Below are 18299 nucleotides of genomic sequence, written 5' to 3'. Positions count from 1 at the left end.
TCTTAAATTTTTAAAGTTTAAGAAAATTTAGTTAACAAATTTAGTAAGAAATAAGCTATATCTATAAAAAATTAACGCTTTACGTCGATTTTTTTAGTTAGTTTATCGATGAAATATTTTTTTTTTATTTTATTTAACATTATTTTTGAACGGTAAAATAAAATTCGCAACTAGTATTGTTTTTTAGATAAATAATAAATACGTTTACGAACTATAATAATGAATAGATAATCCAAATTTATATGAAGAAGTTTATTGCATTTGCGGCAATGTTAACACTGGTAATTGGCTGTGGTAAATCAGGTGACAAAGGTGAGTTAGTTGGTGTTACAGGAGGGAAATGGCATCCTGAAAAACCTTATGGAATGGCTTTGGTTCCGGGTGGATCTTTTATTATGGGTAAATCGGATGCAGATTTAGCTAATGTAGAAGATGCTCCGACTAAAACTGTGACAGTTCGTTCATTTTATATGGATGAAACGGAGATCACAAATAGTGAGTACCGTCAGTTTGTAGAGTGGGTAAAAGACTCTACAATGAGAGTTCGTCTTGCGATCTTAGCAGATGAAACTGGGCAAAAAGCAACCGGAGATTCTAAAGGAAAAAAAGGTGGTAGTATTGCTGATTATGCATTTAATGATTCAGAGCCGGATAAAATGACGGCATATGATAAATATATGTATGATAACTATTATAGTGTAGGAACTAAAGATGATCCTTATGCTGGTAGAAAATTAAACAAAAAAGTAAAGCTTGTAAAAGATACTAAAGCTTATCCGGATGAATATTACACTGAAGTAATGGATTCTATGTATTTACCTATCGAAGAATCATATAATGGTTTAAGAACGATTGATGTAAATAAATTGAAATTCCGTTATTCTTGGATGGATATTCAGGCTGCTGCAAAAGCAAAAGTTGGAAAAAGAAAAGATTTCGTTAAAACAGAGCAAGTAAGTGTTTACCCTGATACTACAGTTTGGATTAAAGATTTCGCTTATTCATATAATGAGCCTATGCACAATGATTATTTCTGGCACAAAGCTTACGGAGATTATCCTGTAGTTGGAGTTACCTGGAAACAAGCAAAAGCATTTTGTGCTTGGAGAACTTTATACAAAAACAGTTTTATTAAATCTAAGAAAAAAGGACGTGACTTAGTAAATGCTTTCAGATTACCAACAGAGGCAGAATGGGAGTATGCTGCAAGAGGAGGTCTGGAATCTGCAACTTACCCTTGGGGAGGTCCTTATACTAAGAGTGACAGAGGTTGCTTCATGGCAAACTTTAAGCCGAGTAGAGGAGATTATGCTGCTGACGAAGCTTTGTATACTGTTGAAGCTAAATCATACGAAGTGAATGGATACGGATTATACAATATGGCAGGAAACGTTTCAGAATGGACAGATTCAGCTTATAATCCAAATGCATACGAATATGTTTCTACAATGAACCCTAACGTTATTGACGGAAACAATCAAAGAAAAGTTGTTCGTGGAGGATCTTGGAAAGATGTTGCTTACTTCCTACAAGTAAGTACTCGTGATCACGAATATGCTGATTCTGCTAGAAGTTACATTGGTTTCAGAACTGTACAAGATTACATGGGAACTCAGGTAACTGGCGGAAAAAAGAAAAAGTAATTTATAAGTAAATTAAATATAATAACCAAATCGAATCTATTTTAAAATTAAAACCTAAAAAAAAGTATTATGGCATTATTAAGTAAAAAAGCAATGAATTTCGCTTATGGTATGGGAGCGGCAGTAGTAATTATTGGAGCATTATTCAAAATTACTCACTTTGAGATTGGACCATTAACAGGAACATTGATGCTTTCTATTGGATTAGTTACAGAAGCATTAATCTTTGCACTTTCTGCTTTTGAACCAGTTGATGAAGAATTAGACTGGACTCTTGTTTACCCAGAATTAGCTAACGGACAAGCTAGAAAAAAAACTGAGAAAGTTGAAACTCCAACTGATGCCCAAGGTTTATTGTCTCAAAAATTAGACACAATGTTGAAAGAAGCTAAAATTGATGGTGAATTAATGGCAAGCTTAGGAAACTCAATCAAAAACTTCGAAGGAGCTGCTAAAGCAATTTCTCCAACAGTTGATTCTATTGCAGGACAAAAGAAATATGCTGAAGAAATGTCTATGGCTGCTGCACAAATGGAATCATTAAACAGTTTATATAAAGTTCAATTAGAGAGTGCTTCTAGAAATGCACAAGCAAACAGTGAAATCGCTGAAAATGCGTCTAAATTAAAAGAACAAATGCAATCTATGACTGCTAATATCGCTTCTTTAAACAGCGTTTACGGTGGTATGCTTTCTGCAATGAGTAACAAAGGATAATTAGTTTTTAACTATTATATTAAAATTATTAATAAGAACTAATTAGAAAAAAATGGCAGGAGGAAAATTAACCCCTAGACAGAAGATGATTAACCTGATGTATCTGGTTTTCATCGCAATGTTAGCAATGAATATGTCCAAAGAAGTTTTATCTGCTTTTGGATTAATGAATGAAAAATTTGAAAGCGCTAATACTTCTTCAGTTGCAAATAACGCAAGTATGTTGTCTTCATTAGATCAAAAGGCAGCTGAAGCAAAAGGAGAATTTGCAACTGCAGCTATTACAGCTCACAAAGTTGAAACAATTTCAAAAGAATTTTATGCATACATCGGTTCTTTAAAAGGAGATGTTTTAAAAGGATTCGAAAGTGATAAAGAAACAGGAAAATTACCTTATGAGTCTATGGACAAAGGTGATAATATCGACAACTGGTTTACAGGTGAAGGATATACTGCTAAAGGTAATGATATCATTTCTCATATCGAGAAATATAAAGCAGATATGAAAGCTGCTTTGGTTGATCCAAAGAATAAATATGGAGCTATTATCGCAGAAGTTGAAAAGAAATTTGATGTTTCTGACGTTAAAAATAAAGAAGGTTTAAAAGATAAATATTTAGCTTACCACTTTAAAGGATTTCCAGCTGTTGCTTCATTAGCTAAACTTTCAGCTTGGCAAAATGACGTTCAAAAAGCAGAATCTGATGTTTACAGTGCTGCTTTAGGAAAAGCCGCTGTTGCTGCTGCTTCTTACAGCAACTATCAAGCAATTGTTGTTTTAGATAAAAATGCTTACTTCCAAGGAGAAAAAGTTACTGGTAAGGTAGTTTTAGGTCGTTATGACGAAAACACTAAACCAACATCTTTCCAAGGTCCTGGACAAATCGTAAACGGACAAGCTGTTATCTCATTAACTGCTGGTGGTGTAGGAGAGCAAGATATCAATGGACAATTTACATTCTTAGAGGATGGAAAAAATATCCCATTAAAATTTAAAGGAACTTACGTTGTAGTACCAAAACCAAATTCAGCTACTATTTCTGCTGATAAAATGAATGTTGTTTATAGAGGTGTTGTTAACCCAATCTCTGTTTCATTCGCTGGTGTTGATGCAAACAAAATCGTTGCTAGTGCTCCGGGATTAGCTTCTGCTGGTAAGCCTGGAAAATATAACATGAACCCAGGTTCAGGTACTGAAACTACAATCGCTGTAACTGGTACATTACCAAACGGAGATAAAGTTACAGATAAGAAAACATTCAGAATTAAAGGTATTCCTGGACCAACAGGAACAATTAGAGGGGAAATGGGAGTTGTTAAAGGTCCTAAATCTAACTTAGAAATTGCTACTATTGGTGCTAAATTACTTGATTTTGATTTCGAAGTTGGTTTAGATGTTGTTGGATTTAACTTGAAAATTGCTGGACAACCTACAGTTGTTGTTACAGGTAACAGATTAAATGCACAATGTAAATCAGTTCTTTCTAGAGCAGGAAGAGGAGATCAGGTTACTATTTCTGAAATTAAAACAAAACTTGTTGGAGCTGGTAGTTATTTATTGCCAAGAACTGCTCCGGTAATTTATGAAATACAATAATAAAGTAGGTAAAACTACGTTCAATATCTTATAATAATACCACGATGAAAGTAAGAAATTTTTTAATAGCTGTTGTTTCTATCGCTGGAGGTCTAACTTCTAATGCGCAATCTAATTTGCTTAATGCGAAAACACCTGCACAGATTGGACTTAAAACTCCTGCACAACTTATCTCAGACAATGATAAGCCTTTAGCTTACGGTTATGTAGATGACAGAGATGTTTTGATGGGAAAAACAACTTGGGAGATTATTGATTTGAATGAAAAAATCAATTTTCCAATGTATTTTCCAATAGATACAGCTAATATTGGGCCTGATAGACGTTCTCTTTATGACGTTTTGACGAAAGCTATCAAAAAAGGTAAAATAACTGAAGTTTATACCGATAGCTACTTCAATACTAAAAAATCTATGAAAGACATCGAAGGATCATTATCTCGTATAGATACTACTGATGCTGGTAGAGAACTTATTAACCAATATCCTGATGACTACAAAAGTCACGTTGTGAAGAAAAAAGTAGTTACAGGAACGGGTAAAAAGAAAGTTGTAACTTATGTAGATGAAACAGTTGGAGCAACAAGAACAGTTCCTTCAGAGTATATCTTGAAGCAAGATTTAACTGCTCAGGATGTTACACAATACAAAATAAAAGGATACTGGTACTTTGACAAACGTCAAAGTGAATTGAAATATCGTTTACTAGGTATTTGTCCTGTAACTCCGGACGTTTATACAATGAATAGTGACGAGAAAGATTATATTGAGTTGTTTTGGGTTTTCTTCCCAAATGCCAGAGAAGCACTACATGAAGCAAAAGCTTTTAACGATAGTAACTCTGCTCTTCCAATTTCTTTTGATCAGATTTTAAATTCTAGACGTTTTAACGCTGTACTTTACAAAGAAGAAAACTTGTACGGAGATCGTGAGATCAAAGAATACATGAAAGATAACGCTCAAAATCAGTTGTTAGAATCTGAAAGAGTAAAAGAGAAGATCCGTAATTTTGAACAAGATATGTGGAATTACTAAGCTTCTAAATAATTTATTAGAAAACTCTTACTACCTTTGTAGTAAGAGTTTTTTTTTGGAGAACGCCCATCTTTAAAAAATCATAGGAATATTGTAAATTTTAATTACTTTTGTGATTTTAATTTATGTAAGAAAAATAGCAATAAACAATTAAATAATGCGTTTAATTTCTTATAATATTTATGATGATGAAAACAAGATTTTTTTTAATAGCTGCCTTTCTAATAGGTGTAAGTTGTACTTCTAGTGCCCAATCTAATTTGCTCAATGCAAAAACAGCCGGAGAAATAGGACTGAAGACACCTGCACAACGTATCTCGGATAATGATAAACCCCTAGCTTATGGCTATATAGACGATAGGGATGTTTTGATGGGGAAAACAACCTGGGAGATTATTGATTTAAACGAGAAAATTAATTTCCCTTTGTATTTTCCCGTAGATACTGCTAATATTGGTGCCGACAGACGCTCTCTTTATGATGTGCTGACTAAAGCAATTCGACAGGGAAAAATTACTGAAGTTTATACCGATAGTTATTTTAACACCAAGAAGACGATGAAAGACATTCAGGGCTCTTTGTCACGAGTTGATACAACAGATGCCGGTCGTGAGCTGATAAATCAATATCCGGATGATTACAGAACGCGTGTTGTCAAGAAAAAGGTGGTTACCGGTACTGGTAAAAAGAAATCTGTAACTTATGTAGACGAAACTGTTGGACCAAAAAGAACAGTTCCAGCAGAGTATATTCTAAAGCAAGATCTGACTGCTCAGGACGTAACGCAATACAAGATTAAAGGATATTGGTATTTTGACAAACGGCAGAGTGATTTGAAATATCGTTTACTTGGAATTTGTCCTGTAACTCCCGATGTTTATACGATGAATAGTGATGAGAAAGATTATATCGAGCTTTTTTGGGTTTTCTTCCCAAATGCCAGGGAAGCATTGCATGAGGCTAAAGCATTTAATGATAAAAATTCTGCAGTTCCAATTTCATTTGATCAGGTTTTAAATTCCAGACATTTTAATGCAATTATTTATAAGGAAGAAAACATGTACGGGGATCGTGAAATCAAAGAATACATGAAAGATAATGCTCAGGCTCAATTATTAGAATCTGAAAGAGTAAAAGAGAAGATTCGCAACTTCGAAGAAGATATGTGGAACTACTAAGTACCTAAATCTAAAATTATACGAAAAACTCTTGCTACCTTTGTGGCAAGAGTTTTTTATTTTATATACTACACAATGCTTGATTATTTAATCGTCGGATCTGGATTAGCTGGAATTTCTTTTGCTGAAGTTGCTTTAAAGAACAATAAATCTATTTTAGTAATAGACAATATGTCTCAGGTATCTTCAAGAGTGGCCGGAGGATTTTATAATCCTGTTATTTTAAAGAGATTTAGCGAAGTTTGGAATGCACAAGAACAATTGGTTATAATGAATGATTTCTATAATCGAATTGAGGATAAACTACAAAAGAAGTTTAATTTTAAACTCCCTATATTAAGGAAATTTTTCTCTATAGAAGAACAAAACAATTGGTTTGCTGCTTCGGATAAAAGAAACCTAGCTCCATTTTTGTCTACAAAATTAGTTCTGAAAAAATATAAAGGAATCAACTCACCTTATGATTATGGCGAAGTTCTGCATACCGGTTATGTAGACACAATGCTGTTATTAGATACTTATCGTGAATATCTGCAAGAGAATGATTTGCTTTTATCACAATCTTTTGATTGGGGATATATTGAGTTTTTAGATTTTGGAATTCAGTATAAAAATATCAAAGCACGTCATATTATTTTTGCAGAAGGATTCGGTCTGCATAAAAATCCCTTTTTTAATTACTTGCCATTAGATGGTACTAAGGGTGAGATGTTTGTAATAAAAGCTCCTGATTTAGATTTGGATGTCATTATGAATACAAGCGTTTTTATATTGCCTTTAGGGAATGATTTGTTTAAAGTAGGAGCGACATACAACTGGCAGGATAAAACAGATTTACCTACTGCAGAAGGAAAACGAGAATTAATAGATCGAATAAAGGAAATTATTGACTGCGATTTTGAAATCGTAGAACATTACGGAGGTGTTCGTCCTACAGTAAAAGACAGAAGACCTTTAATAGGAACTCACGAACAGTTTAAATCACTTCATTTACTAAATGGCTTAGGAACTCGAGGAGTCATGCTTGGACCAGCAATGGCTCAGGTTTTATATGATTATATAGAAAGTGAAGTTCCTTTAGATCGTGAAATCGACATTAAGCGTTTTCATAAAAGATATTTAAAAAGCCTTAATTCTGGCCAGCCTTAGGATCGTAAGAAACAAACATATTAATGTATAAATTTCTGGAAAGTCTCAGGACAAACGGAAATAATAGAATTAATGTAATAACTATCGCAATAAACGATTGTTCTATACTTGCACCAAAAAACACAAACGAAACAATGAATGCGGCAATTCCGACAGCCACATTTAAACCGTAACTTACATACATTGCACCATAAAAAAACGAAGGTTCAATTTGATATTTTAATCCGCAGTGACTGCAATTTTCGTTCATTTTGAGAACTTTAGTCAAATGAAGCGGATTTTTGTCCGAATACATGCTTTCATTTTGACATTTTGGACAACTTCCTGTTAAAATACTATTTAGTTTCGATCCTTTTTTTAACATTTGCAAAAAATTTAGTTTTACCATTAAACTGGTAACGCAAATTTACAATTTTCATTCTCTGTTTAAGGTATCAAAAACATGAAACTTTAAACTTTAAACAACAAATTAATGCTTAATATACACAATCTTTCGGTTTCTTTTGGAGGAACATATTTATTTGAAGAAGTTACTTTTCGTCTTGGTGCCGGAGACCGAGTTGGTCTTGTTGGTAAAAACGGAGCTGGTAAATCGACAATGCTAAAAATGTTGGCAAGGGATTTTGCCCCGGATTCTGGAGTTATTTCTCAGGAAAAAGATATTCGAATGGGTTTTTTACGTCAGGATATTGATTTTGAACGTGGAAGAACGGTATTAGAAGAAGCGTATGAAGCATTTACCGAGATTAAAATTGTAGAAAAAAAACTGGAAGAAATCAATCATCAATTGGTTACCAGAACCGATTATGAAAGCGAAGAATACGGACAAATCATCGAAGATTTATCTGATTATACACACCGTTTTGATCTTTTAGGAGGTTATAATTATGTTGGAGATACTGAGAAAATTCTTTTAGGTTTAGGTTTCAAGAGAGAAGTTTTTAATAACCAGACAGAAACATTTTCCGGAGGATGGAGAATGCGTATCGAGTTGGCCAAATTACTTTTACAATCAAACGATGTACTACTTCTGGATGAGCCAACCAACCACTTAGATATCGAAAGTATTATTTGGCTAGAAAGTTTCCTTCGTAATTATCCTGGAGTTGTGGTAATTGTATCGCACGATAAAATGTTCCTGGATAATGTTACAAACCGTACCATCGAAATTTCATTAGGAAAAGCATACGATTTTAATAAACCCTATTCTCAATATCTTGAATTACGCCATGAAATTCGTGAGAAGCAATTAGCAACTCAAAAAAATCAGGCAAAAAAGATTGAAGAAACAGAAAAATTAATCGAGAAATTCCGTGCAAAAGCTTCAAAAGCTTCCATGGCACAATCGTTAATTAAAAAATTAGATAAAGTTGAAAGAATTGAAGTTGATGAAGACGACAATTCGGTAATGAATATCTCTTTTCCGGTTTCTAAAGAACCAGGTAAAGTTGTAGTTGAAGCAGAGCACGTTACAAAAGCTTACGGAGATAAAGTTATTTTAAAAGATATCGATTTGTTGGTAGAACGCGGTAGCAAAATTGCTTTTGTGGGTCAAAACGGACAAGGAAAATCGACTTTTATTAAAGCCATTGTAAATGAATTTGAATATCAGGGAAATATCAAATTAGGACACAACGTACAATTGGGTTATTTTGCTCAAAATCAGGCAGAATATCTGGATGGAGAAATCACATTATTGCAAACTATGGAAGATGCGGCAACAGACACCAACCGTTCTAAAGTTCGTGATATGTTGGGATCTTTCTTATTTCGCGGTGACGATGTAGAGAAAAAAGTAAAAGTACTTTCAGGAGGCGAGCGTAACCGTTTGGCGCTTTGTAAATTATTATTGCAGCCTATAAACGTGTTGTTAATGGATGAGCCTACGAACCACTTAGATATTAAATCTAAAAACGTTTTAAAAGCGGCGCTTCAAAAATTTGGAGGAACTTTATTATTGGTTTCTCACGATAGAGATTTTCTTCAGGGAATGTCGAATATTGTTTACGAATTTAAAGATCAGAAAATCAGAGAATATCTTGGAGATATCAACTTTTTCTTAGAGCAGCGTAATTTAGAAAATATGCGTGAGGTTGAGAAAAAAGATGTTGTAAAAGCAGCAGCTCCAAAAGAGAATAACAAGACCTCTTACGAAGATCAGAAAAAAGGAAAAGCACTTCAAAACCGATTAAGTAAAGTAGAAAGTCAAATCAAACAATTAGAAAAAGATATTCAGCACGACGACAAAATGCTGGCTTCTAATTACGATAAACACATCGAAGATGCTTCATTTTTCACTGCTTACAACAAAAAGAAAGCAGATTTAGATCAATTATTATCAGATTGGGAAATCGTTCAGGAAGAAATTGATAATTTTAATGCTTAACATAAGTTTCAGGAGCTAATCCAGCTTTCCGTTACTAGTCCTCATAAAAAAAGCAAAGTTTCTAATGTTCTAAAAAGAGCTTCCGTTGGTCGCTTTTTTAGAACAAGAAACTTTTGCTTTTTTTATTCCGGGCTATTCACTTCAATCTGGGCTAGGGAATAGGTTTCAAGTTTCAGATTTCAAGTTCTGTGCAACGTGAAACCTGAAACTTGAAACAAAAAAGTACTATTTAATAATTCCAATAGATTTAGAGTGTGTAATAGCGTCGCTGCTATGTTTAAAATAGCAAACTGCTACATCCAGACTTTCTAGATTCTTCATTATTTTCCGCACCTCTTTTTTTTGAGATTTACCGGTTTGCCTAATATAAACGGCAATTACCGTAACGGGAAATATTTTACAGATTCGTTCGTACAAAGCAGGATCGTGTTGTGAATCATCCCCCAGTAAAACATATTTTAAATTCGGATAAAATTCCAGGACATGTTTTATTTTATCAAACTTATGATCGTGATTTCCGCGGCCGCTCATAAAGAAATCAGTAATTCCTCGTCTAATATCTTTTAGTAAAATAACAGCCCTTGGTAAATTATGAATTCGGGTAAATTTTACAATAAAACGATATAAATTCCATTCGCTGCTAGAAACATAAAAAAAAGCATTTTCTTCTTCTTTTTTGTTTCTTCCGGCAGAACTTAGCGCTTGATAATGCTGAACAACATCTTTAAAAACCCGTCGGTCATTTACATTCTTAAAAAGAAGAATATACATTTTCTTAAAAATGTTAGGAGTATGCGAGATTAAAAAAGTATCATCAATATCAGAAATAATTCCTAACTGACCTTTATGAGGTCGTATAAAAGTACCTTTTGAAGTAATCGTGTTTGCTTCGTCTTTAATAAAAACCTCATATTCAATCCACCCAAAAGAGGTTTCTTTTTCCAATGGAATGCAAAACTTAAAATAGCCGTCATCAAGTGTTTTGGTGTGAATTTCTTTTTCGCCAAACTTCAGGTAAACATCAAAATTCTGAATTGTTTTTATTCGAAACTGGTTAATAATTGAGCTGGCATTTTTAAAGTTTTTCTTTTGAAAATCATAATCATACGTTCTTTTAAAGACATGTCCCATTACAATTAATTCTTCTTCATTGGCATAACCTCGATATAATTGTAAAATTGGTTTCATTAATTGCGTATATTTATGTAACTGTAATTTACTTAATTTAATTGGTTTAAAAATAAAATTTTGAAAAAGAATATCCTCTTTGTTGTCAATCCTATTTCCGGAGATCTTGATAAAAGCGATTTAATCGAGGCAGTGGAAGAGTTTGCGTCTACAAATAATTTTGATTTAGAAGTATATGAAACTACCGGTAAAGACGATTTGCGGAAGATTCAGATTTTGTACAATAAATATACGCCGGAACGAATAATTGTTGCGGGTGGTGACGGCACTATAAAAATTGTTGCCGAAGCTGTAGAGGAATTTGATGTAATTATTGGAATTTTGCCAGCCGGTTCTGCAAACGGACTTTCTGTTGATTTGAACCTGCCAACAGACATAGAAGCAAACCTTAAAATAGCATTTCTGCATCATTACATCGAAATGGACATGATTTGCATCAACGGAAAAAAAAGTATCCACTTAAGCGATTTGGGATTAAATGCAAATCTGGTCAAAAATTACGAGCAAAGTGATGTTCGCGGTTTCTGGGGTTATGCACTACAGGCGTTTACAACATTAACAGAATCTGAAGAGCCATTTGTGGCAACAATTTCAGCGAATAATAAAAGCGTTGAACACACGGCCAGAATGATCGTAATTGCCAATTCTCAAAAATACGGAACAGGTGTAATTATCAACCCTAATGGTGCGATGAATGATGGTAAGTTTGAACTCGTAATTCTAAAAAGCCTTGACTTATTATTAATCGGAAAAATTATTACAGGCAATATGCCAATCGATTCAGACGATATTGTTATTATTTCAACAGATAAAGCAACGATCAAAATAGATTATCCTGTAAATTTTCAAATTGACGGAGAATATTGCGGAGCACAAACAGATCTGAATATTTATATTCTGCATAAGCAAATGAAAATCGCTGTTCCTTAGTTTTTACTTAAAAGGATTTCGTTCCTGCCATTCTGTTTTCGGTTCCAGGTAATTGAAAAATTTAGAAATGTTATGATTAATAAGCGCATTACTATGTGTAATTAAGCCATACATTTTTACAGGTTTTGCACCAACAGAACTTTTAATTTCGAGTGCAGTTCTTGCAAAAACAATTTCCTTAAAACCTTGATTGATTGAATAAGCTATCATATCATAAAGCATGTTTAGGTACAACATTTTCTCACGTTGAATACTTTCGTTGTAACCAAGAAAATAAGTATCCATAACAGCTCCGTTTTTAATAAGTGTATTAAATCCAATCAATTTTCCATCCAGAAAATAGCCATAAAATAAAAAGTTATCTTTCATGATTTCTTTAAAAGTACTGAAATGATTTCGTGCTAAAAAGAAAGTATTAAAAGGAGCGTTTTTAGCCACATGAAAATACAAATCATATATAATATCTTCATATTTTAAAATGTCGGCTAAAGACATTTTTTGTTTTTCGATTCCTTCTGCTTTTTTACGGGCACGTTTGTATTGATCCCGATATTTTTTAGAAAGAGCATCAATATAGTCCTGTTCTGTTTTCCAGCTTTCATTGATATTAAAAATCATATTGGGTTGCGTCGAAAAAGTATAATTGTTTTTAAATTCAGCCTGCAAAGGTTCTATTTCAGCTTTTGTAAAATCTTTTATACTCGTAATATGAACGTTTTTTCCGGTGGCTTTTAAATCCTTTTTTAGTTGCGTAATAGCTTTATGAAGTGTTTTAATAGCTTTGGATTGATTTACGTTTTCATCAAATACAAAAGCATTTTGTCCGGTAAGCATATTATTTCCAACAAACAATACATGCGAAGCAAAATTTTTAAAGGCAAAATTTCGAACCGAAGTTTTTAAGCATTTATCTCGTTCGCCAAATGATTCTAATTTCTCGGCAAATAAAAACTGAGTGACAACAAGACCAACAAGTTTTTTGGCTTCAAATAGTCCAATAAAATGACAAATCATATTTACGGGACAAGAATTTTCAAGAATTTGAAGATACTCTTTGGTTAAAAAAATATTTTCAGAACTAAGCGAGTTCCATTCATTAGGAAGAGAAGAGGCACGATTGTATATTTCGAAAGAATAAGTTGTATTCAAGAGTCTGAGCTAATTTCTTCAAAATTAGATAATATTTATAATAACTCACTTGCTTTAAGTTATTATTAAGAAAAACCCGTTTGCGTTTAAAATCAAACGGGTTTCTGTATTTTATTATTTATGCATAGGCGCAGATAATTCCGCCCATTAGCATAAGAGTCAGTATCCAGTAACCTGCGTGAATGAAGATATATTTCCATGATTTTCTTTCAAATAAGCCATTGATTCCAACAATAGGCAAAGCAAAAAATAGACCCGACATAAAACCATGAAGCGCACCATGCTTAAAAGTTCTGTAAGCAGTACCATAATCGGCCATAAATGCTGCAAACGATGGTTTTGCATTGGCCAGCATTGGAGGTCCGCCAACCATTCCTACAGCTCCGGACTGGTGAATTGTTAAAGCCATTAATATTACGGTAATCATTAAAGAAAATACATACGTAAATCCGAAGATTTTTAGCATATTTCCTGTTTTTAATTGTTCTTGAGTGAAATTATTTTCTCTCATCCAGATCGTTCCAAACACTTTTGGATGATACCAAACAAAACCAGTTACTAATGTGGTAATAGCGGCTAATAATAGCGCGACGAAGTTAATTTCCATAATATGAGGTTTTTATAATTAGTTGATCAAATTTAGGTAAAAAAGTATCAACTTGTAATTTTTCTTTAAAGTAAATAAAATCGTACTAAAAATATACTTATTAACACTTTATCGACATAATATGCATTATAGCTACGAAATGCTTACTTTTGGAATAATAACAAATCCCAAATCTGTTATGAAAAGCGTTATCACATTTTTTTTAATTTTTGCATTTTCCTGCAATTGTTTAGCTGATGCAGTTTCTGATAAAGAAAAAGAGGCTCTCATAAAATTATATTATACAACCAACGGTGCAAACTGGAAAATAAAATGGGATTTATCCCAATCTGTTTCAACCTGGTATGGTGTTCGTGCCGAAAATGGAAAAGTGGTTGCCTTAAATTTGGCAGATAACAACCTGGAAGGGGAGTTGCCGGCAACATTTTGTGATTTAGTATATTTAATTGAGGTCGATTTACATAAAAACAAACTGCAAGGACAATTGCCTGAGGAAATAGGCAAATTAAGCCAGTTGGAAACTCTTGCCTTGTTTAATAATGAAATCGAAGGGTCATTGCCTGCTTCGTTTTATAGTATTACAACATTAAAGGTTTTACTTTTAAACAGTAATAAATTATCAGGGAGTCTGAGCAATGAAGTGGAGAATTTTAAGGCTTTGCAAAATTTTAGTTTGTTTGATAATAGGTTTGAAGGAGAGATTCCGGCAGAACTTGAAAAATTGCACAATTTGTCTGAGATGAATTTGTCTTATAATAAATTTAAAGGTTCGGTTTCAAAAAGCCTTACAATATTAGATTCGTTAAATATGACCATGTTTGACGAGAATGGAAATCCGTTTTTGCTGGAGGTAAACGAAGAAAAAGAACCTGCAAATATTACCGTAAATTAATCGTGCTTATGAATGAATTTTACTCGTTGAAAAAAGTTGATTAAATATATTTAGTTAATTGTTTAAAAACCGCAATTCGTTGCGGTTTTTTTACGTCTAATCGGAAGACATTATTTAACTTTACAGAAAATATTTTAAGTGTAGTTTAATCACTTTTACTTTTTTTTCATAACTTTAAATTAGTATTCAATTTGAAAATTGAAGCGATGAAAAAATAGTCAAACCTTTTTTAATAAAATAAGATCATGGTAATACAATATCAAGGCGAGCAACACGGAAAAGCAACCACATTTACATTACGAATCATTGGTAACAACTTGTCAAAAAGTAGTTCTAATTATCAAATAGATCTTTTGGTTGGAGACAAAAAAGTACCAACTTTTACCAGTGAAATACACCAAAGTCTTTCGAATTGCTTAAAAGAAATTTATTTGTTTAGAAAATATAACGGAATCCAGTTTAATGAAACATCAGAGAAAATTACATCTCTGTATGTGCCTTACGACAGGGTTTTGTTTAACTACAATAAATATGCTTTATTTAGAGCGTAAGTTTTAAGTTTAGTTGAGAATTATAAAGACCGTCCTTTTGGGACGGTCTTTTTTTAAATTTATATTTATTTAAAAGGACGCAAAGTTACTCCCTAAAGCTTTCGGGATTGCGCAGCTTTTCAGTTGAACTCTTTGGAGAGCGGGTTATGTTAAAAATACAGATGGTGCGCTTTCGTATGTATTTCAATACAAAGACCATCTAGGAAACATACGTGTAAGTTATGCCAAAAATGCACAAAACGTTCTTGAAATTATCGAGGAAAACAATTATTATCCTTTTGGTTTAAAACATAAAGCGTATAATGATTTGACGGGTACTGATAATAAGTATAAATACAACGGCAAGGAACTCCAAGACGAGAGTATTGGAGGGAATCAGTTGAATTTGTATGACTATGGTGCAAGAAATTATGACCCAGCACTTGGTCGTTGGATGAACATTGACCCACTAGCTGAGCTTTCAAGGAAATTTAGCCCATATGCTTATGCTCTAGATAATCCTGTCTTCTTTAGTGACCCTGATGGAATGAGTGATTATAATTTTCAAACTGGACAATACGCAAGTGGTTCTTTTGAATCTGCCATGGCTAATTAAGGATTAAACACTGATGGAAGTGAAAAGAAAGAAAATAAAAAGACAGATGAAAATGCAACGGAAGGAATTGACCCTCCTGCTAAGGGACAAAAGGTCAATAATAGAGCATTTAAATCAGCTAGTGTATTTGCAGTTGCTTTAGCCGCTGATGATGTAACGGGAGTCGGAGCTTTAGATGATGTTTTAATACCAGTCGGGTATGGTGTAGCATCAGGTGTATGGCTTTACGACAATAGAGCATTAGCTGCTAAACAAGCATATGAAATTAAGAAAATTTTAGATAAAACAATGAAACCTTCTGGTTTTACCTATGAATTAAGAGTTAATCAAGCAGGAGAATATCTTGATGTTCGAGGAAATACAGTAACTTTGAAGGCAGGTGATGTATGGAAATATGGTGAGACATCTAGCGGTATGAGTAGATATTCGGATAAAACATTAAAGGATATGGTACCAGGTGGTGTAAAGATGTTCCCTATATTTTTTGGAAATCAAGTTGAAATAAAAGTGCAAGAAAAAATTATGATATATGCACATGCAATGTTACATGGAAGTTTGCCACCTGGAAATAAAATATTTAGATAAAAATTATGGAATTTAGTATAGGAACACAGTTTTCGAGAGAGTTTAGCTTTGAAGACACATTAATAGCTGATGATTTAAAGAATACTTTAAATAAATATTTTGATGAAAAGAAATATGACGCTAAAACGCAAAAAATTTATTGTAGTTTTATTTGCGTATCTAAAGGATTCGAGCCCTTTTTTATGGTAAGACCTTTAAAAATATACAGGACAGAACCAGCAATTGAATATGAGATAAAAATTGAGTTTGAGCCTTTTTTTAAATCAAATAATGAAGAAAGAAGTAAAATATTATCTAGTGAGTTCTTGAAGTGGTCTAAGGAAATTCTTAACGATAAAAAAATGAAAAATTTTGACGTTGAAGAATTTGTGAGTGATTTAGAGAGATGTTTATCATCTGTGAAGTAGATTAAAATTCTGATACTCCAAAATAGAATCAAAAAAGCCATTCCATAACGGAGTGGCTTTTGATTTATCATGTAATGATGTTATTACGGAATAGCCGTAAATGTACCTGTAGTGATATCCCGCTCTCCGAAGAGTTCAACTGAAAAGCTGCGCAAATGTCTCTGACTTTGCGCAATTTTTTTACCTCTACTGAAATTTAAATTTCATAAAAGTCTCCCGACTTTTTGCGTTAACTTCTTGAAGAACATAAAAAAATATGTAAAATCTTATATTTTTGTAAGAAAAAACAAAATATGAAAGAAGGCTACGTAATAAGAGACCAAAAATTGCCACATTTTATTACAGCGACTATTGTAGATTGGGTAGATGTTTTTACACGTCAAGCTTATAGAGACACTGTTATAGATTGTTTTGACTATTGCATAAAAAATAAAGGCATGATCTTGTATGGTTATGTCATAATGAGTAATCATATTCACTTGATTGTACAATCTGAAGATGGAAAATTATCAGATTTAATACGGGATTTTAAAAAGTTTATTGCAAAATCTATTTTAGACAAAATACAAAACAGTCCAGAAAGCCGTAGAGAATGGATATTGGATCGATTTCGGTTAGCGGCACAAAAACATCAGCGAAATAAACAATATCAATTTTGGCAATACGGAAATCATGCCGAAGAAATATACTCAAGCAAATTTATGTGGTGTAAACTAGATTATATACATCTCAATCCAGTAAGAGCCGGACTTGTAGCAAAAGCATCAGATTATCTATATTCTAGTGCCGGTAATTATGTAAATAATACAGGTTTACTGGAAATCGAAAAGGTCGATAATCCAATTGTCAATGTTTTAGATTCTTCATCATTTACTAAATATAATCAGTATTAAAATTCTTTATGAAAGATGTTTAGTTAATAAGTCAGAGACTTAAAGAAATTTTCGATTTTAAATTATATTTGTGAAAAAGCGCAAAGTCGGAGACGTTTGCGCAGCCCCTATAAGAACACTTAGGAGAGCCGGTGAAATTATTAAATTCAGTGATATTGCAAAAAAATAGGACTTTAGAACCCAAATTATGAAAAAGAAAATATATTTAATTGCCATATTTTCATCCATACTAAATGGATGTGATGATATTAAAACAGATTGTGGGTTTTTTGAAAAAATTCGTAAAGAAGAAAATTGTATAATGATTGTTGATATTCCTCCAACACCTTCTTCTGTTTATTTTAATGTGGAAGGTAAAAATCTTGATAAAACAAAAGAATGTAAATGTGAAGTAGAAAGTCGATGGTGGGCAATATTTAGTGAAAAAATAAAAAAAGGTGATACGATTATAAAAAGGAAAGGAGAATTAGTTTTCGAAATTCGAAAAAAAGATACTATTTTTAAATTTAGATGGGAATGTAAAGATGGACTGTATGTGGACGTCCCACCAGAAATATTAATTCGAAAATAACGTAGTGTTTCAAAGTTAGTGATATGAGATTTTGAAATTCTTACCCGCTCTCCGAAGAGTTCAACTGAAAAGCTACGCAAATGTCTATGACTTTGCGCATTTTTTTTACCTCTACTGAAATTTAAACTTCATAAAAGTCTCCCGACTTTTTACGTTAACTTCTTGAAGAAGTTTTTTTATATTTCCCGAAACAATTCCGAAATCTCAACATTCAAAGCTTTGCTAAT

Annotated in this window: 19 protein-coding genes; 15 read left to right on the top strand and 4 right to left on the bottom strand. The window is 32.8% G+C overall.

Translation table 11 applies throughout. The annotated features are described in order from the left end of the window. Positions 1 to 242: 242 nt before the first annotated feature. From porK to KHA98_RS00665, 6 genes are all read left to right on the top strand, one after another. Entirely contained in the window at positions 243 to 1643 is a 1401-nt protein-coding gene (gene porK / locus KHA98_RS00690; RefSeq protein ID WP_213254355.1) for a T9SS ring complex lipoprotein PorK/GldK, read from the top strand. Between the two features lie 69 nt (positions 1644 to 1712). Beyond that, positions 1713 to 2360 carry a type IX secretion system motor protein PorL/GldL gene (gene porL, locus KHA98_RS00685; RefSeq protein ID WP_213254353.1) on the top strand — a complete coding sequence of 216 codons (648 nt, stop codon included), beginning with the start codon at positions 1713 to 1715 and terminating at the stop codon, positions 2358 to 2360. Between the two features lie 52 nt (positions 2361 to 2412). After that, complete coding sequence (gene porM, locus KHA98_RS00680) at positions 2413 to 3957, top strand: type IX secretion system motor protein PorM/GldM (protein ID WP_213254352.1); 1545 nt, start codon at positions 2413 to 2415, stop codon at positions 3955 to 3957. Positions 3958 to 4001: 44 nt separating this feature from the next. Next, positions 4002 to 4991, top strand: coding sequence for a type IX secretion system ring subunit PorN/GldN (gene porN / locus KHA98_RS00675; protein WP_213254351.1), 990 nt, complete (start codon positions 4002 to 4004; stop codon positions 4989 to 4991). Between the two features lie 188 nt (positions 4992 to 5179). Beyond that, positions 5180 to 6169, top strand: coding sequence for a type IX secretion system ring subunit PorN/GldN (gene porN, locus KHA98_RS00670; protein ID WP_213254350.1), 990 nt, complete (start codon positions 5180 to 5182; stop codon positions 6167 to 6169). Between the two features lie 75 nt (positions 6170 to 6244). Continuing rightward, positions 6245 to 7318, top strand: coding sequence for an NAD(P)/FAD-dependent oxidoreductase (locus KHA98_RS00665; RefSeq protein ID WP_213254349.1), 1074 nt, complete (start codon positions 6245 to 6247; stop codon positions 7316 to 7318). On the opposite strand, the gene KHA98_RS00660 is transcribed toward KHA98_RS00665, so the two are convergent. Beyond that, on the bottom strand, positions 7299 to 7682 hold the full coding sequence (locus KHA98_RS00660) for a DUF983 domain-containing protein (protein WP_213254348.1): 384 nt from the start codon (positions 7680 to 7682) through the stop codon (positions 7299 to 7301). The genes KHA98_RS00665 and KHA98_RS00660 overlap by 20 nt on opposite strands. Positions 7683 to 7790: 108 nt before the next feature. Between KHA98_RS00660 and KHA98_RS00655 the strand changes: the two genes are divergently transcribed. Then, entirely contained in the window at positions 7791 to 9704 is a 1914-nt protein-coding gene (locus KHA98_RS00655; RefSeq protein WP_213254347.1) for an ABC-F family ATP-binding cassette domain-containing protein, read from the top strand. A 225-nt stretch (positions 9705 to 9929) separates the two neighbouring features. Here KHA98_RS00655 and KHA98_RS00650 read toward each other — a convergent pair whose 3' ends face one another. Beyond that, on the bottom strand, positions 9930 to 10892 hold the full coding sequence (locus KHA98_RS00650) for an App1 family protein (protein ID WP_213254345.1): 963 nt from the start codon (positions 10890 to 10892) through the stop codon (positions 9930 to 9932). 60 nt (positions 10893 to 10952) lie between these two features. Here KHA98_RS00650 and KHA98_RS00645 point away from each other — a divergent pair, with 60 nt between their 5' ends. Next, entirely contained in the window at positions 10953 to 11822 is an 870-nt protein-coding gene (locus tag KHA98_RS00645; RefSeq protein WP_213254343.1) for a diacylglycerol/lipid kinase family protein, read from the top strand. A gap of 3 nt (positions 11823 to 11825) precedes the next feature. Here KHA98_RS00645 and KHA98_RS00640 read toward each other — a convergent pair whose 3' ends face one another. Together KHA98_RS00640 and KHA98_RS00635 are read right to left on the bottom strand one after the other, a co-directional pair. Then, a complete protein-coding gene (locus KHA98_RS00640; protein WP_213254341.1) occupies positions 11826 to 12971 on the bottom strand; it encodes a peptidogalycan biosysnthesis protein in 1146 nt (381 codons plus the stop codon). 118 nt (positions 12972 to 13089) lie between these two features. Beyond that, positions 13090 to 13578 (bottom strand): DUF1761 domain-containing protein, encoded by a 489-nt coding sequence (locus tag KHA98_RS00635; RefSeq protein WP_213254339.1) that lies wholly within the window; start codon positions 13576 to 13578, stop codon positions 13090 to 13092. Between the two features lie 178 nt (positions 13579 to 13756). Between KHA98_RS00635 and KHA98_RS00630 the strand changes: the two genes are divergently transcribed. The 7 genes from KHA98_RS00630 (at position 13757) to KHA98_RS00600 (ending at position 18072) form a co-directional block, all read left to right on the top strand. After that, positions 13757 to 14470 (top strand): leucine-rich repeat domain-containing protein, encoded by a 714-nt coding sequence (locus KHA98_RS00630; RefSeq protein WP_213254337.1) that lies wholly within the window; start codon positions 13757 to 13759, stop codon positions 14468 to 14470. Positions 14471 to 14715: 245 nt separating this feature from the next. Then, a complete protein-coding gene (locus tag KHA98_RS00625) occupies positions 14716 to 15021 on the top strand; it encodes a hypothetical protein (protein ID WP_213254335.1) in 306 nt (101 codons plus the stop codon). A 208-nt stretch (positions 15022 to 15229) separates the two neighbouring features. Beyond that, positions 15230 to 15616: an RHS repeat domain-containing protein gene (locus KHA98_RS00620; RefSeq protein WP_317192560.1), complete on the top strand. Its 387-nt coding sequence runs from the start codon at positions 15230 to 15232 to the stop codon at positions 15614 to 15616. Positions 15617 to 15904: 288 nt separating this feature from the next. After that, entirely contained in the window at positions 15905 to 16201 is a 297-nt protein-coding gene (locus KHA98_RS00615; RefSeq protein ID WP_213254333.1) for a hypothetical protein, read from the top strand. A 5-nt stretch (positions 16202 to 16206) separates the two neighbouring features. Continuing rightward, positions 16207 to 16608 carry a hypothetical protein gene (locus KHA98_RS00610; RefSeq protein WP_213254331.1) on the top strand — a complete coding sequence of 134 codons (402 nt, stop codon included), beginning with the start codon at positions 16207 to 16209 and terminating at the stop codon, positions 16606 to 16608. 293 nt (positions 16609 to 16901) lie between these two features. Continuing rightward, positions 16902 to 17501 (top strand): REP-associated tyrosine transposase, encoded by a 600-nt coding sequence (locus KHA98_RS00605; RefSeq protein WP_213254329.1) that lies wholly within the window; start codon positions 16902 to 16904, stop codon positions 17499 to 17501. Positions 17502 to 17688: 187 nt separating this feature from the next. Next, positions 17689 to 18072: a hypothetical protein gene (locus KHA98_RS00600; protein WP_213254327.1), complete on the top strand. Its 384-nt coding sequence runs from the start codon at positions 17689 to 17691 to the stop codon at positions 18070 to 18072. Positions 18073 to 18299 lie beyond the last annotated feature (227 nt).

Origin of the sequence: Flavobacterium branchiicola (assembly GCF_018383905.1) — a bacterium.
Lineage (GTDB): Bacteria > Bacteroidota > Bacteroidia > Flavobacteriales > Flavobacteriaceae > Flavobacterium > Flavobacterium branchiicola.
This window is presented reverse-complemented; position numbering and strand designations above follow the sequence as displayed.

Coding starts and splice junctions, on each gene's coding strand:
- porK (WP_213254355.1), top strand. CDS start 243: ATGAAGAAGTTTATTGCATTTGCGGCAATGTTAACACTGGTAATTGGC.
- porL (WP_213254353.1), top strand. CDS start 1,713: ATGGCATTATTAAGTAAAAAAGCAATGAATTTCGCTTATGGTATGGGA.
- porM (WP_213254352.1), top strand. CDS start 2,413: ATGGCAGGAGGAAAATTAACCCCTAGACAGAAGATGATTAACCTGATG.
- porN (WP_213254351.1), top strand. CDS start 4,002: ATGAAAGTAAGAAATTTTTTAATAGCTGTTGTTTCTATCGCTGGAGGT.
- porN (WP_213254350.1), top strand. CDS start 5,180: ATGAAAACAAGATTTTTTTTAATAGCTGCCTTTCTAATAGGTGTAAGT.
- KHA98_RS00665 (WP_213254349.1), top strand. CDS start 6,245: ATGCTTGATTATTTAATCGTCGGATCTGGATTAGCTGGAATTTCTTTT.
- KHA98_RS00660 (WP_213254348.1), bottom strand. CDS start 7,682: ATGTTAAAAAAAGGATCGAAACTAAATAGTATTTTAACAGGAAGTTGT.
- KHA98_RS00655 (WP_213254347.1), top strand. CDS start 7,791: ATGCTTAATATACACAATCTTTCGGTTTCTTTTGGAGGAACATATTTA.
- KHA98_RS00650 (WP_213254345.1), bottom strand. CDS start 10,892: ATGAAACCAATTTTACAATTATATCGAGGTTATGCCAATGAAGAAGAA.
- KHA98_RS00635 (WP_213254339.1), bottom strand. CDS start 13,578: ATGGAAATTAACTTCGTCGCGCTATTATTAGCCGCTATTACCACATTA.
- KHA98_RS00630 (WP_213254337.1), top strand. CDS start 13,757: ATGAAAAGCGTTATCACATTTTTTTTAATTTTTGCATTTTCCTGCAAT.
- KHA98_RS00625 (WP_213254335.1), top strand. CDS start 14,716: ATGGTAATACAATATCAAGGCGAGCAACACGGAAAAGCAACCACATTT.
- KHA98_RS00615 (WP_213254333.1), top strand. CDS start 15,905: ATGAAACCTTCTGGTTTTACCTATGAATTAAGAGTTAATCAAGCAGGA.
- KHA98_RS00610 (WP_213254331.1), top strand. CDS start 16,207: ATGGAATTTAGTATAGGAACACAGTTTTCGAGAGAGTTTAGCTTTGAA.
- KHA98_RS00605 (WP_213254329.1), top strand. CDS start 16,902: ATGAAAGAAGGCTACGTAATAAGAGACCAAAAATTGCCACATTTTATT.
- KHA98_RS00600 (WP_213254327.1), top strand. CDS start 17,689: ATGAAAAAGAAAATATATTTAATTGCCATATTTTCATCCATACTAAAT.